12 protein-coding genes are annotated in these 12,933 nt (G+C 63.4%); 4 read left to right on the top strand and 8 right to left on the bottom strand.

Features of this window, described 5'->3' with window-relative positions:
• Nucleotides 1–53: 53 nt before the first annotated feature.
• From ACQCS0_RS09040 to dinB, 5 genes are all read right to left on the bottom strand, one after another.
• On the bottom strand, nt 54–707 hold the full coding sequence (locus tag ACQCS0_RS09040; RefSeq protein ID WP_354154369.1) for a hypothetical protein: 654 nt from the start codon (nt 705–707) through the stop codon (nt 54–56).
• On the bottom strand, nt 704–1,696 hold the full coding sequence (gene rsmH, locus ACQCS0_RS09035; RefSeq protein WP_282330597.1) for a 16S rRNA (cytosine(1402)-N(4))-methyltransferase RsmH: 993 nt from the start codon (nt 1,694–1,696) through the stop codon (nt 704–706). Before rsmH ends, ACQCS0_RS09040 begins: the two co-directional genes overlap by 4 nt.
• A 170-nt stretch (nt 1,697–1,866) precedes the next feature.
• Nucleotides 1,867–2,295 (bottom strand): division/cell wall cluster transcriptional repressor MraZ, encoded by a 429-nt coding sequence (mraZ, locus tag ACQCS0_RS09030; protein ID WP_354154370.1) that lies wholly within the window; start codon nt 2,293–2,295, stop codon nt 1,867–1,869.
• Between the two features lie 457 nt (nt 2,296–2,752).
• Nucleotides 2,753–3,127, bottom strand: a complete 375-nt coding sequence (locus ACQCS0_RS09025) for a DUF3040 domain-containing protein (RefSeq protein WP_354154371.1) — start codon at nt 3,125–3,127, stop codon at nt 2,753–2,755.
• 264 nt (nt 3,128–3,391) lie between these two features.
• Nucleotides 3,392–4,549: a DNA polymerase IV gene (gene dinB, locus ACQCS0_RS09020; RefSeq protein WP_426939547.1), complete on the bottom strand. Its 1,158-nt coding sequence runs from the start codon at nt 4,547–4,549 to the stop codon at nt 3,392–3,394.
• Nucleotides 4,550–4,698: 149 nt separating this feature from the next.
• Between dinB and ACQCS0_RS09015 the strand changes: the two genes are divergently transcribed.
• Together ACQCS0_RS09015 and ACQCS0_RS09010 are read left to right on the top strand one after the other, a co-directional pair.
• Nucleotides 4,699–5,217: a hypothetical protein gene (locus tag ACQCS0_RS09015; RefSeq protein WP_426939546.1), complete on the top strand. Its 519-nt coding sequence runs from the start codon at nt 4,699–4,701 to the stop codon at nt 5,215–5,217.
• Nucleotides 5,214–6,308 carry a polyprenyl synthetase family protein gene (locus ACQCS0_RS09010; protein ID WP_354154374.1) on the top strand — a complete coding sequence of 365 codons (1,095 nt, stop codon included), beginning with the start codon at nt 5,214–5,216 and terminating at the stop codon, nt 6,306–6,308. The genes ACQCS0_RS09015 and ACQCS0_RS09010 overlap by 4 nt, the downstream gene beginning before the upstream one ends.
• Before the next feature lie 60 nt (nt 6,309–6,368).
• Here ACQCS0_RS09010 and ACQCS0_RS09005 read toward each other — a convergent pair whose 3' ends face one another.
• The gene (locus ACQCS0_RS09005) at nt 6,369–6,722 is read right to left on the bottom strand and encodes an Rv2175c family DNA-binding protein (RefSeq protein ID WP_185263214.1); all 354 of its coding nucleotides are present in this window, start codon (nt 6,720–6,722) and stop codon (nt 6,369–6,371) included.
• A 240-nt stretch (nt 6,723–6,962) separates the two neighbouring features.
• On the opposite strand from ACQCS0_RS09005, the gene ACQCS0_RS09000 reads away from it, so the two are divergent.
• The gene (locus ACQCS0_RS09000; protein ID WP_354154375.1) at nt 6,963–8,357 is read left to right on the top strand and encodes a LysM peptidoglycan-binding domain-containing protein; all 1,395 of its coding nucleotides are present in this window, start codon (nt 6,963–6,965) and stop codon (nt 8,355–8,357) included.
• 113 nt (nt 8,358–8,470) lie between these two features.
• The gene (pknB, locus tag ACQCS0_RS08995) at nt 8,471–10,543 is read left to right on the top strand and encodes a Stk1 family PASTA domain-containing Ser/Thr kinase (RefSeq protein WP_426939468.1); all 2,073 of its coding nucleotides are present in this window, start codon (nt 8,471–8,473) and stop codon (nt 10,541–10,543) included.
• Nucleotides 10,544–10,595: 52 nt separating this feature from the next.
• On the opposite strand, the gene ACQCS0_RS08990 is transcribed toward pknB, so the two are convergent.
• Both ACQCS0_RS08990 and ACQCS0_RS08985 read right to left on the bottom strand, forming a co-directional pair.
• Nucleotides 10,596–11,987 (bottom strand): class II 3-deoxy-7-phosphoheptulonate synthase, encoded by a 1,392-nt coding sequence (locus ACQCS0_RS08990; protein ID WP_426939467.1) that lies wholly within the window; start codon nt 11,985–11,987, stop codon nt 10,596–10,598.
• 71 nt (nt 11,988–12,058) lie between these two features.
• On the bottom strand, nt 12,059–12,838 hold the full coding sequence (locus ACQCS0_RS08985) for a lysophospholipid acyltransferase family protein (RefSeq protein WP_354154377.1): 780 nt from the start codon (nt 12,836–12,838) through the stop codon (nt 12,059–12,061).
• Between the last annotated feature and the right edge of the window lie 95 nt (nt 12,839–12,933).

The following is a 12,933-nucleotide window of genomic DNA, read 5'->3' as shown; positions in this document are numbered from 1 at the left end:
TCGCCATTATTGCCTGTTTAATGCCTGACTGGCTGTCCTTCAGCGGCTACCGGTTAGAGCCCGGGCGCCTTCTGTTCGGGCGCCGGTACCGAACCGCCGTGGAGCTCCACGGCAGGTGCCGGCGGAGCGGGTGCTTCAACCGGCGGGGCTGCCGCGGCAGGTGCCGGTTCTTCGGTAGCAGGTTTACGGTTCGCCAGCGGCTCCCCGGACGTTGCCGGGGGAACCACAATGAGCATTCCCTCGACGGCCGGGGCGGGGATGACCGCTCCAGCCGCGCCACCCTTCACAGCCGGAGTTGCCTTGCCCGTAACGGCAAGGGTGGAGAGATCGATCTGGCCTTTAACCGTCGAAGCGACCATTCCCAGGTCTGAGGCCTTGGCTGCCAGGTTCTGGGGAGCCTCGAAGCTTTGGACCTGCTGTGTCAGGTCCTGGTTCTGCTTGGTCAGCGTGCTCTGCTTACCCCTCAGTTCCACCAGCTGGTACTGGGAGGTAGAGACTGAGATGTTCAGGACCAGCACGGTGACGAGCGCAACGGCGAGCAGGGCGAAACACATGACGACAAACGGCGCCCGGCGCTTCTTGGGGGCGGAACGGACCACAGACAGAGGTGTGCGTTCCCGGCGGCCAGTGCCAGACGGAAGCGACCTGATCGCCGGGGCGCTGCTGCCGGAGACGACCGGAAAGTTCTTGACGGCGGCAGTGCTCATGCTTCGCTCCTGGCTCTGATACGTTCCACGGCCCGCAACCTGGCGGAGGCCGCGCGTGGATTTTCTGCAATCTCGACGGCGGTGGGCACCTCGGTGCCCTTGGTCAGGGTTTTGAGGAAGGCCTTGTGTTCCTCAAGTTCCACCGGAAATCCGAGCGGCGCGGAGGACTTGGACCCGGCCTGGAAAAATGACTTGACGATCTTGTCTTCGAGGGAGTGGTAGGACATGACCACGATGCGTCCGCCCAGTGCCGTTGCTTCCACGGCTGCCGGTACGGCGCGCTCCAGCACGTCCAGTTCCTCATTGACTTCGATGCGCAGTGCCTGGAATGTCCGTTTGGCGGGATGGCCGCCCGATTTGGCGGCTGCGGCCGGAACCACGGAGCGGATCTGTTCCACCAGTTCCCCCGTGGTGGCGAAAGGCTTGGCAGTCCTCGCCGCGACAATCCTGTTGGCGATCCGGCCAGCGAACTTCTCCTCGCCCCACTTCCGGATGATCCTGACGAGATCCTCTTCGCTGTAGTTATTCACCACATCCGCTGCGGTCTGCCCGCGGCTGGTGTCCATCCGCATGTCCAGGGGAGCGTCAAAGGAGTAGGCGAAGCCACGCTCGCGCTCGTCCAGCTGCAGCGACGACACACCCAGGTCCATCAGGATGCCGTGGACCTGGGCGACACCCAGGTCTTCGAGGACGTCGTCGATTTCGTCGTAGACGGCGTGGACCAGATCCGTCCGGGAAGCAAAGCGCCCCAGCCGCTCTCCTGCCAGCACCAGGGCTTCCTCGTCACGATCGATGCCGATCAGGTGCAGATCAGGGAAACGCTCCAGCATGGCTTCGGCGTGGCCGCCCATGCCAAGGGTCGCATCAATGGCGATCGGGGTTTCACCTCGGCGGCGGCCAGCTTCGAAGCCGGGCGCCAACAAATTAATGCACCGGTCCTTGAGGACCGGCACATGGCGTTCGGACGTTGGCTTCGGGTCATCGGTCATGCCTTCGTCCTTTCTTGCCGTGAGTGTTGGTGTGCTGCTTCTTGAGCCAGATCCCCATCCGCGCCTATCATCCTGCCGGCCTGGCTCCGGGGAAGTGAGGCCAGGTTGACTCTCTGATGGGCGGCTGGAGATCTCGTTCAAGAAGCGGTTCCGCCGGGCCGTTCAGGGGATCACAGGATTCCCGGAATGGCGTCGTCGGTTTCGGAGAAGGCGGTTTCCTTCTCCGCGAGGTACTCGTTCCAGGCCTGGGCATCCCAGATCTCGGCCCGGGTTCCTGCACCGATGACGGCCAGTTCCCTGCCGAGGCCTGCGTACTCCCGGAGCGTGGCCGGAATGGTTATGCGCCCCTGCTTGTCAGGTACTTCGTCAGAGGCTCCAGAGAGAAAGACGCGGATGTAGTCCCGGGCCTGCTTGGAGGAAATGGGCGCCTCCCGCATTTGCTCGTGGACACGTGCAAATTCCTGCTCACTGAAGACGTAAATGCAACGTTCCTGTCCCCTGGTGAGAACAAGTCCACTGGCAAGCTCCTCACGGAACTTCGCGGGGAGAATAATTCGGCCCTTTTCGTCCAGACGTGGCGAGTGTGTGCCCAGAAACACTGGCCCACCGCCTGTCTGCCGTCAGGAACTGCAATATCCCCTGTGTTGCAACTACCCTCTTATGTCCTCCACATTACTCCACTTTCCACCACAGTCAACGCGCATCAGCCCAATATTCCCCCCTTTTCAGGCCACTGTCCCCCAAATGGCGTGGGAGATGGAAGTGGAGGGTCCGTCGCCGTTTCGGCTGGAATCATAAGTGCCCGACGGCGGCGCCCTGCCACCGTCAGGCTCAAAACGGGCCCAGCCGGCGTATCCGCGGGCGTCCGGCCGTCCATCCAGGCCCGCAGCAGGGGTCGATTTGAGCGCGCAAAAGGGCACCGGCTACTACCTGCTGCGGTTAAACGCAGAAGACCCGCCGTGGCGGGTCTTCTGCTGCGGTCATCCTGACCGCGGGGAGCGAAATGGAGGGCAGGCCGGAACCTACGGCCACGGCACCCGGCTTACAGGCGCTGCCTTAGGATTCGTCGCGGCGGCGCTCGTCCCAGCGCTCTTCCAGGCTGGACATAAATGAACTTCTTGGTTTTCCGGACTTACCTGTACCAGGTGCGGAGCGCTGCTTGCCGCCGGCAGCGCTGCGCATTGTGGCGAAGTACACACCGCCGCCCATAACTACGAAGCCCAGGACACCGACAAAGATGTTCTGGACTGTGACGCCGACCAGGAGCAGGGCGATGCCCGCAAGGGTGCAGAGCACACCAATCACGATGTGGCGGGTGGACCACGTTCGCCCGGGATCCGAACCCATGGAATTGGCGAATTTCGGATCGTCTTCGTGCAGCTGCTTCTCCAGCTGCTCCAGCAGCTTCTGTTCGTGCTCCGAGAGCGGCATCACGACCTCCTTAAGTAGGCCAACGTACGGGCTGGTCCCATCCCGTACTACTGCTTCGATAACGACCGGCATGGCCGGGAGGTTCCCGCCCCGCCGACGATGGCGGAAAGCGAACACCGGCATGCGGGGCTTCGGAACTGCAGCATGTCCAGGAAGTCCGGCAATAACTGAGAACTATGTATATATAAGGATAGTTTGTCGGGGGCCGTTCTGAAAGACGGCCATCACCTCCCTGAACCAAACACGCAACGTGCCGGCGTCCGGCTAAGACCCGTTTCCGGAATCCAGCAGGCTGGCGGGGAGAATCGATTTGTTTCCGAACTTCCGGCTGACCTCGTCCAGTGCCTGTTCTGCTGCCCGCCAGTTATCATCCCGGCGGTCAAAGCTCAGCTGGAGGGACGTGTGGGCGGCGTCTTCCAACTGCTCGGCCCGGATGCCAACAAGGCGCACGGTCATGGGCCGACTCCCCAACGATTCCAGGAGTTGAATTGCCACGGCATAAATCAGTTGGGCGCTGTCTACAGGTGCGTGGACAGTGCGGCTCCTGGTGATGGTGGAAAAATCGGCATACCGGAGTTTCAACGCCACCGTCCGCGCCACCATCCCCGAACTCCGCAGCCGTCCTGCCGTCCTGTGGGAAAGCCGCAGCAGCTCCCGTGCGATCAGGGCGTTGTCGCCGGTATCCACGGCGAAGGTCTCTTCAGCGCCGATGCTCTTCTCAGGCCGCACGGGGGTTACGGGCCGCGGATCGATCCCCCACGACAGGCGGTAGACGTGTTCACCGGTGGCCCCGAGCATTTTCTTCAGTGCGGACACCGGAGTGGCAGCCACGTCCGCCACCGTCCTGATGCCCATCCGGGCCAGGACGTCCGCGGTCTTGGCGCCGATGCCCCACAGCGCCCCGACGGGCAGGCTGTGGAGGTAGGGCACTGTCTCGTCGGGTCCGATCTGCAACAACCCGTCAGGCTTGCAACGCGTGGAAGCAATCTTGGCTACGAACTTACTGGCTGCGATGCCCACGGAGGCTGTAATGCCCAGTTCGGAAGCCACCCGGCGCCGGATCAGTTCACCTATTTCGCGCGGGGGCCCCAACCGCCGGATGGCGCCACCGACGTCCAGGAAAGCTTCGTCGACGCTCAGCGGCTCCACCAGATCGGTGATGGACGCGAAGATTTCCATCAGCCGGGCGGAAACGTCGTAGTACAGCTTGTGGCGCGGTTCAATGATGACGGCTTTGGGGCACATCCTTGCTGCGACCACCATGGGCATGGCGGACTTCACTCCGAAGGCCCGGGCTTCATACGACGCCGAGAGTACTACCGAGCGGTCCGCAGGGAAGCCAACGATCACGGGTTTGCCGCGGAGTTCCGGCCGGGTGCGAAGCTCCACTGCGACGAAGAATGCGTCCATATCCACGTGCATGATGCAGTTGCGCCGGAGCTCACGAAGACCCGCTTCGGTGTACTGGTTGTTCCGCTCAGGTCCCACACCGGCAATTGTATCGGCTGGTACTGACTAAACTGGAGGCTGAATCCGGCATCAACACCAGGAGGACAGTCCCCGTGACCGTCATGAAAAGTCTTAAGCCAATAGGATTAGCGGCACTGGCCGCGGGCGCCCTTCTGGCTCTCGCTGCCTGCAGCCCCGCGGAGCCCGGAGCGGCATCATCCTCCTCAGTTACATCCTCGCCAGCGACTGGCAGCGCCAGCGTAACCGCGTCCGCGAGCCCGACGGCGTCGCCGGGAACTTCCGCCACCGTGGGGACAATCGTCGCGGGATTCCCGGAAACCCTGCTCCCACTGATGCCCGGCGCCACGGTGATTTCGAGCAGCTTTGATAAGACATCAACGCCCGCCACGGCGGCCCTCGTGGCCAGCATCAACGCCCCGACCGCCACCGTCGTGGAGTTCTACACAAAGCACCTCGAAGCACAGGGATTCAAAGCCGTCCCCGGCGACGCTGTGGGCGCTGTCGCTTCCAAAGACTTCGTCCGGAACGATTCCGAGACGGTCAACATCGCCGCCGTCGAAGCGGCCGGCCTTTCTACTTTCACCATCGGCGCGAACGTGGCTGCTGAGTCCGCCAAGTGAGCGTTTCGGAGCAGTTAAGGATTGAGCAGACTGCATTCGTCGCCGCTGTTGCCGGTGAGCTCACAGACTTCCTCACCACGCGGCAATCGCTCATGGCTGCCATTTCACCCGATATCGATCCCATCATGGGTTCCATTTCCAACCTGGTGACGGGCGGCAAGAGGCTCCGCGCCCTGATGTGTTACTGGGGGTGGCGCGGCGCGGGCGGCGATCCGGCGGCCGAGGAAATCGTGACGGCGGGATCGGCCTTGGAACTTTTCCAGGCAGCTGCCCTGATCCATGACGACATCATTGACCGCTCGGACACGCGGCGTGGCGGGCCCAGCGTGCATCGCCGCTTCAGCCAGCTGCACCACGCGCAAGGCTGGGCCCTGGACAGCGAGCGGTTTGGGCAGGCAGCCGCGATCCTCACCGGGGATCTATGCCTCTCCTTCAGCGAGGAGGCCTTCACGGACATCGGCGAACAGGCGGCTGCAGGCAGTAGGGCGCGTCTGATCTTCAACCTCATGCGTGCCGAGGTTATGGCGGGTCAGTATCTTGACATCCTGGAGGAAGTGGCAGGTCCCGTCCGGGACCGGGCCGGAGCGGTGACGAGGGCACAGTCCATCATCAGGTTCAAGTCCGCCAAATACTCCACTGAGCACCCGCTGGCGCTTGGCGGCGCCTTGGCGGGCGCTCCGGACGACCTGCTCCGGGGCTACTCGGCCTTCGCGCTGCCGCTGGGCGAGGCGTTCCAACTGCGCGACGACGTCCTGGGGGTCTTCGGGGACCCTGTCACTACGGGCAAGCCGGCAGGCGACGATCTTCGCGAAGGTAAGCGGACAGTGCTCATTGCCCTCGCGCTGGGCCAGGCGTCAACGGCAGAATCGGAATTTATCGACGCCAAGCTGGGCAGCCCGGACCTGGGCGACGCTGACGTGTCCGAGATCCGGCGGATCATCGAAGAGTCGGGTGCGCTTCAGGCGACGGAAGTGCTGATCAACGAATTCGGCGCGGCGGCCTATAACGCGCTGGAACAGCTGCCGCTGGACGAACTGCCCAAGACCGCCTTGCGGAAGCTGGCGGAAGCCACGGTCAGCCGCGCGTCCTGACATTCGTACTGGTCTTTGCAGCAGCTGCAGGCCCGGCGTTGACCGGGCTCCTTATGTTGTTTACCAGGCCAGAGTTTGGGCCCGGCGCCTGATTTCCGTCTTGCGGCCTTCCCGCAAGGCATCAATTGGCCGGCCCCGGAGCGACTCGTCGGGGGTAAACAGCCAGACGATCAGGTCCTCGTCGGAGTAGCCGGCGTCCGCCAGGACCACAATGGTCCCCTTGAGGCTGTCAACAACCTGGCCGTCCAGGATAAACGCGGCTGGAACTGACCGTATTCGCCGTTCCCCGACCCGCAGGGCCGCCAGGGCGCGTTCATCAATAAGGCCATGGACTCTCGTAATCGAAACGTCCAACATCTGCGCGACATCCGGCAGGGGCAGCCACTCGCCCACAAGGCTTTCTACGTTACTCACGGATCAAGGTTGCCACGGCCGGACCCCTGCCGCCTAGTCGGCATTGGCTGCCATTGCCACGAATTATCCAACACTCCACAAAACTCTTTATGCCGCCGGGGTCGGAATTCTTGTGCTACGGGACATTTCATGAGAGATTCACATAGATCACATTTGTAACAGCAATAACTTAAGTAACATTAGTATCAATAGTCACATTGCATCTCCCGCCCACGGCAGTTGAAGAAGAGGATTCTTTCCATGACGACGTCCCGTTCGCCAAAACAGCCCCCGAGGCAGAGCCTGCCCATGATTGCTGTCACCACGGCGGCACTCCCTGCGGTTGTCTTGTCGTCATTGGCCCTCGCCCAGCCTGCTGCGGCAGAGGCACCTGCCCGCGCAATCCCGGCAACCCTTGCCGCCGCGATGAAGGCCCAAGCGGCTGAAACGAAAGTCGGCCTGATCCCGGCGGCTTCTGTCTCCACTACCATTCCGGCTGCCTTCCAGCCCATGCAGCCTGCGGCGCCCGCGGAATACACCATCGCCCGCGGCGACACCATCAGCGGAATTGCCGGCAAATTCGGACTGGACACGTACGAAGTCCTCAAGCTCAACAACCTCCAGACGAACACCATCATTTACCCCGGCCAGAAGATCAAGCTGTCCGGCTCGGGTTCCCCCGCTGCGCCTGCTCCGGCGCCGGCGGCCCCCACCGCGGCCGCTCCGGCCAATGCCGGAGGCAGCTACACGGTAAAGTCCGGCGACACGCTCGGCGCCATCGCGGCCCAGCACAACGTCAGTCTGTCCGATGTTTTCAGCTGGAACGGACTGAACATGCGCTCCATCATCTACCCTGGCCAGAAGATCAACGTGGGCGCGGGTGCTGCTGCAGCACCGGCTGCAGCCGTCCAGCCTACTTCCGCTCCCGCAGCGCCGGCTCCCGTAGCGCCGGCTCCCGCACCGGCTCCCGGCGGTTCATACACGATCAAGGCCGGCGACACCCTGTCAGCGATCGCCTCCCGGCACGGCGTCAAGCTCGCGGACATCCTGGCGGCCAACAAGCTGAGCATGACTACTGTCATCTACCCCGGCAACAAGCTGGTCATTCCGGGCGCCTCCATCCAGCCCGCTTCCTCCACCCCGGCCGCCCCCGCGGCGCCCGCCGCTCCACTGATAGCGAGCTCCTTCCTGGGCTTCACCTACCCCGCGGCCGTTGTGAGCTCCGCCAACGAAAACAAGGCCTTGCTGAACGCCGCTCCCGTACCGTCCCGGGCTGAGATGCGCACAATTGTGGCCGATACAGCCCGCCAGTTGGGGGTGGACCCCACCCTGGCTCTGGCCTTCGCACAGCAGGAGTCCGGCTTTGACCAGCGGGCGGTGTCACCGGCCAACGCGATCGGCACCATGCAGGTCATCCCGTCCTCCGGGCAGTGGGCGTCAGACCTCGTAGGGCGGAAGCTCAACCTGCTGGATCCCTACGACAACGCAACGGCCGGCGTGGCGATCATCAAGCGGCTTATTTCCACCAGCAAGGACGAGGACACAGCGATAGCGGGGTACTACCAGGGCCAGTACTCGGTCAGCAAATACGGTATGTACGACGACACCAAGGCCTACGTAGCTGCGATCAAGGCGCACCAAAAGGACTTCGGCTAAATCCCCGCATAAAAGTGCCCCGCGTGCTTGCTGAAGCCAGCCCGGGGATAACGATAAGGGTCCGGACCGCACGTCGGTTCGGACCCTTTTCCATGCAGGATTAGTATCGTAGGGTGCAGGAACAAGTGTCAGACCGTCTCGTTGGAACGCTGGTGGACAACCGCTACGCCGTCCGCTCTAAACTCGCGCGCGGCGGCATGTCGACCGTGTATCTGGCAACGGACCTTCGGCTGGAACGCGATGTTGCCCTGAAGGTCCTCCATCCCCACCTCGCCACCGACGAGACGTTCCTGGACCGGCTGGGCCGCGAGGCTAAAGCCGCCGCGAAGCTGTCCCACGCCCACGTTGTGGGAGTGCTGGACCAGGGCAACGACGGCCAGACCGCTTATCTGGTCATGGAACACATCAAGGGCCACACCCTCCGGGACGTCATCAGATCCAAAGGTGCGCTTCCTCCCCGGCTGGCCCTTGCCCTGATTGATCCGGTAGTGCAGGGCCTCGGCGCGGCCCACGCGGCGGGGCTGATCCACCGGGATGTGAAACCGGAGAACGTCCTGATTGCCGACGACGGCCGGATTAAGATCGGCGACTTTGGACTGGCCCGTGCGGTAACGACGTCCACGAGCACCGGGACACTCATCGGTACCGTGGGTTACCTCTCCCCCGAGCTTGTGCTCGGAAAACAGGCTGACACCCGGAGTGATATCTACTCGGTGGGCATCATGCTCTATGAGATGCTGACCGGCCAGCAGCCGTACGACGGCGAGGTCCCCATCCAGGTTGCGTACAAGCACGTGAATGAAACGGTCGGTCCTCCCTCGGCCTTGGTGCCCGGCCTCGCCGCCGAGGTGGATGAACTCGTCCAGTGGTGCACCGCAAACGATCCAGAGAACCGCCCCGTCGACGGCAACGCCCTGCTGCAGGAACTCCGCCACATCCGGACCAACCTCACGGATGCCGAACTGGACCTCAGGCCGCCTGCCGCGACCCAAGAAAGCCAGCAGAACCAGACCGAGATCATCGCCCGCACCAACAACCCCACCGCCGTAATGTCGTCCTTCTCCCGGCCCCAGCCACAGCACCCACCGCACGCTCCGCATGCCCTGTATCCGCCCGACGCCGACTTCCGGCCAGGCGAACAGTACCGGCCGGAAGCGCACTACAGGCCAGATGCTCAAGACGCCGTCCCGGCAGCGATCCCCATCAGCAAACGCGCCCGGCGCAGGCTCGACAGGGAGGAAGAGAAGGCAAGGGCGCGGGCTGCGGCCACCCCGGTCCGGAGCCTCCGGGAGGGCAACCCGCGGCGCCGCGGCGTCCTCTGGGTGGTGGTCCTGGTCATCATCGCGTTGCTTGCCACCGGAGCCGGCTGGTTCTTCGGCATGGGTCCAGGGTCCCCGGGCACCATTCCGGCGCTCGCCAACAAGTCGGTGGCACAGGCGCAGCAATTGCTGAGCGAGGCGGGGTTCCAGTCACGGACCAACGATGTCTTTGACGACGACGTTCCTTCCGGCCTTGTGGTGGGCTCCGACCCGACTGCCGGCGCGGAGACCCGGAAGTACCAGCCGGTGTCCTTGTTTGTTTCCAAGGGCCCGCAACTCTATGAACTCCCGAAGCTGACCGGCGGAACGCTTGACGAAGCGAAAAATGCACTGAACCAGGCCGACATGGCGCTCGGCACCGTCACTGAACAATTTGACGACGCCGTTGCCGCCGGCGTCGTGCTCTCCCAGGAGCCGGCCGCCGCGACTCCCGCGCGCCACGGCACCCCCGTCAATCTTCTGGTCTCCAAGGGGCCGCAGCCGATCCCGGTCCCGTCAGTCGTGGGACTGGCGAAGAACGCCGCCGTCGACACCATCGAAGCTGCCGGCCTCAAGGCCGATGTCGCGAAGGGCGAAGTCAACGATCCCAAGGTGCCCAAGGGCTCAGTTGCCGAGCAGTCGCCCGCGACCGGCACCCTGACCAAGGGCGGCGCAGTGACGCTGACCATTTCCGACGGACCAAAGCTGGTTGAAGTCCCCAGCTTCATCGGCAAACAAGCCAAAGAAGCCGAAGAAGCGCTGCGTGCGTTGGGCTTCGAGGTACGGGTAAACAATATCCTCGGCGGCTTCTTCGGCACGGTTCGTGATCAAGACCCGGTGAAGAAGAAGGTGCCTGAAGGCTCCGTCGTTACCCTCACCGTGGTGTAGCCGGCGGTCTGCCGGCCACACCACCGTGGAAGCCTGACTCCGCATCGGGCGGTCAGTGCTTAGCCAGTGCTCCGGCCACCAGGAACGCCATTTCAAGGGACTGCATGTGGTTCAGTCGCGGATCGCAGACCGACTCGTACTTGTCGAGGAACGATTCCTGGTCCACCGGATCGGCTCCGCCCAGGCATTCCGCGACGTCGTCACCGGTCATCTCCACATGGAGGCCACCGGGAACCGTGCCCAGGGCCTGGTGCACTTCGAAGAAGCCGCGTACTTCGTCAATGACGTCGTCGAAGTTGCGGGTCTTGTAGCCGTTCGGCGACGTAACCGTGTTGCCGTGCATCGGATCGGTGACCCAGAGAACCTTGGCGCCGGAGGCTGTGACCTTCTCCACAATGGCAGGAAGCTTCTCGCGTATATTGCCCGCTCCCATGCGCGTGATGAACGTCAGCCTGCCCGGCTCCCGCTCGGGGTCCAGCTTGTCGATGAGGCGGAGGGCGTCGTCGCCGGTTGTCGACGGGCCCAGCTTCACGCCAATGGGATTTCGAACGCGTGAGAGGAAGTCAACGTGCGCGTGGTCAAGTTCGCGCGTACGCTCCCCGATCCACAGGAAATGCGCCGAGGTGTCATACGGAAAACCGGTCCGCGAATCGATGCGGGTCAGTGCACGTTCGTAGTCCAGCAGCAGGGCCTCGTGGCTGGCGAAGAATTCCACCCGCTTGAGTGCTTCGAAATCAGCGCCGCAGGAGGCCATGAACTTGATGGCGCGGTCGATGTCTCGGGCGAGGGATTCGTAACGGGCGTGCGCCGGGTTTTCGGTAAAACCCTTGTTCCACTGGTGCACGGAGCGCAGATCCGCGAAGCCGCCCTGCGTGAAGGCCCTGATGAGGTTCAGCGTGGAGGCGGACGTATGGTAGGCCTTGAGCATCCGGGCGGCGTCATGGCCACGGGACTCGGGAGTGAACTCGTAGCCGTTGACGATGTCGCCTCGGTACGCCGGCAGGGTCACGCCGTCGCGGGTCTCATCGTTGGACGAGCGGGGCTTGGCGAACTGGCCGGCCATCCGGCCCATCTTGATGACCGGCATCGCTGCGCCGTAAGTAAGCACCACTGCCATCTGCAGGATGGTCTTAACGCGGGCGCTGATCTTATCCGCCGTTGCCGCTTCAAAGGTCTCAGCACAGTCGCCACCTTGCAGCAGGAAGGCTTTGCCCTCCGCGGCTGCTGCCAGCCGTTCACGGAGAACGTCCACTTCGCCGGCGAAAACCAGCGGCGGCAGCACGGAAAGTTCCCCGACCGATGCGTCGAAAACGTCCTTGTCCTGCCAGCTGGGCTGCTGGGAAACGGGAAGGTCACGCCACACATCCAGTCCGGGATAGTTGGCTGCTCCGCTCTGGGCGGTGCTGGACAGCGAAAAGACAGGTTTTGCAGATAGCTCAGTCACTATCTAAGACTAATGTGCGCGGCTGGCTTCAGGACACCTGTCCGTCACGCGTCCCGGGTGCGGCGTCACAGTCAGCCGGCTGCCGGGTCCTTGCCCTCGGTCTCAGTGCCCTCAGCACCGCCGTCAGATTCAGCCCGTTTCGCGGAGGGATCGCCAGCCTCGCCCGCCGCTGCTCCCGCAAGGCGGAGCTTAACCACGGCAGCGTACTCGTCCACGTACTCCTGGCCGGAGAGGCGCATCAGCTCGAACATGATCTCGTCGGTGACCTTGCGCTGGACCAGCCGGTCCTCCGCCTGGTCGGAGTGTTGGCTGAAATCCAGCGGGGCACCGAAAATCATGCCGATCCGCCGGATATTCGGCATCCGCTTGCCGATGGGCTGAACCTTGTCCGTGCCGATCATTGCCACGGGGATCACTGGCACACCAGCTTCCAGCGCCAGCTTGGCGACGCCCACTTTGCCCCGGTAGAGGCGTGCGTCGGGGCTGCGGGTGCCTTCAGGGTAGATGGCCAGCAGTCCCCCGCTTGTCAGGACATCCATGCCGGCGTTGAGCGATACGGCCGATGCCGCGCCGCCGGACCTGTCCATGGGCAACTGGTTGGTGAGCCTGAAGAAGAGGGCCGTCAGCCTGCCCTTGAGGCCCGTGCCGGTGAAGTACTCGGACTTGGCCAGGAAAACCACCGGCCTTCGAACCATCAGCGGCATGAAGATGGAATCGGAGAAAGACAGATGGTTCGAGGCGATAATGGCCGCCCCGTGCGCCGGAACATTGTCCAGGCCTTTGACCCAGGGACGGAAAAGAAGCCGTAGCACCGGCCCCAGGAAGATCCTCTTCATGACCCAATAGAACACGTGATGAACCTCTCCGGAAGCCGGCCGGCCAGCCCCTTCGTCGGGCCGGGCGGGCACTTCAATGCAACCCTACTCTAGTGAGATTTGTCCCGAAC

The organism is Pseudarthrobacter sp. S6 (genome assembly GCF_050156575.1).
Taxonomy (GTDB): domain Bacteria; phylum Actinomycetota; class Actinomycetes; order Actinomycetales; family Micrococcaceae; genus Arthrobacter.
This window is presented reverse-complemented; position numbering and strand designations above follow the sequence as displayed.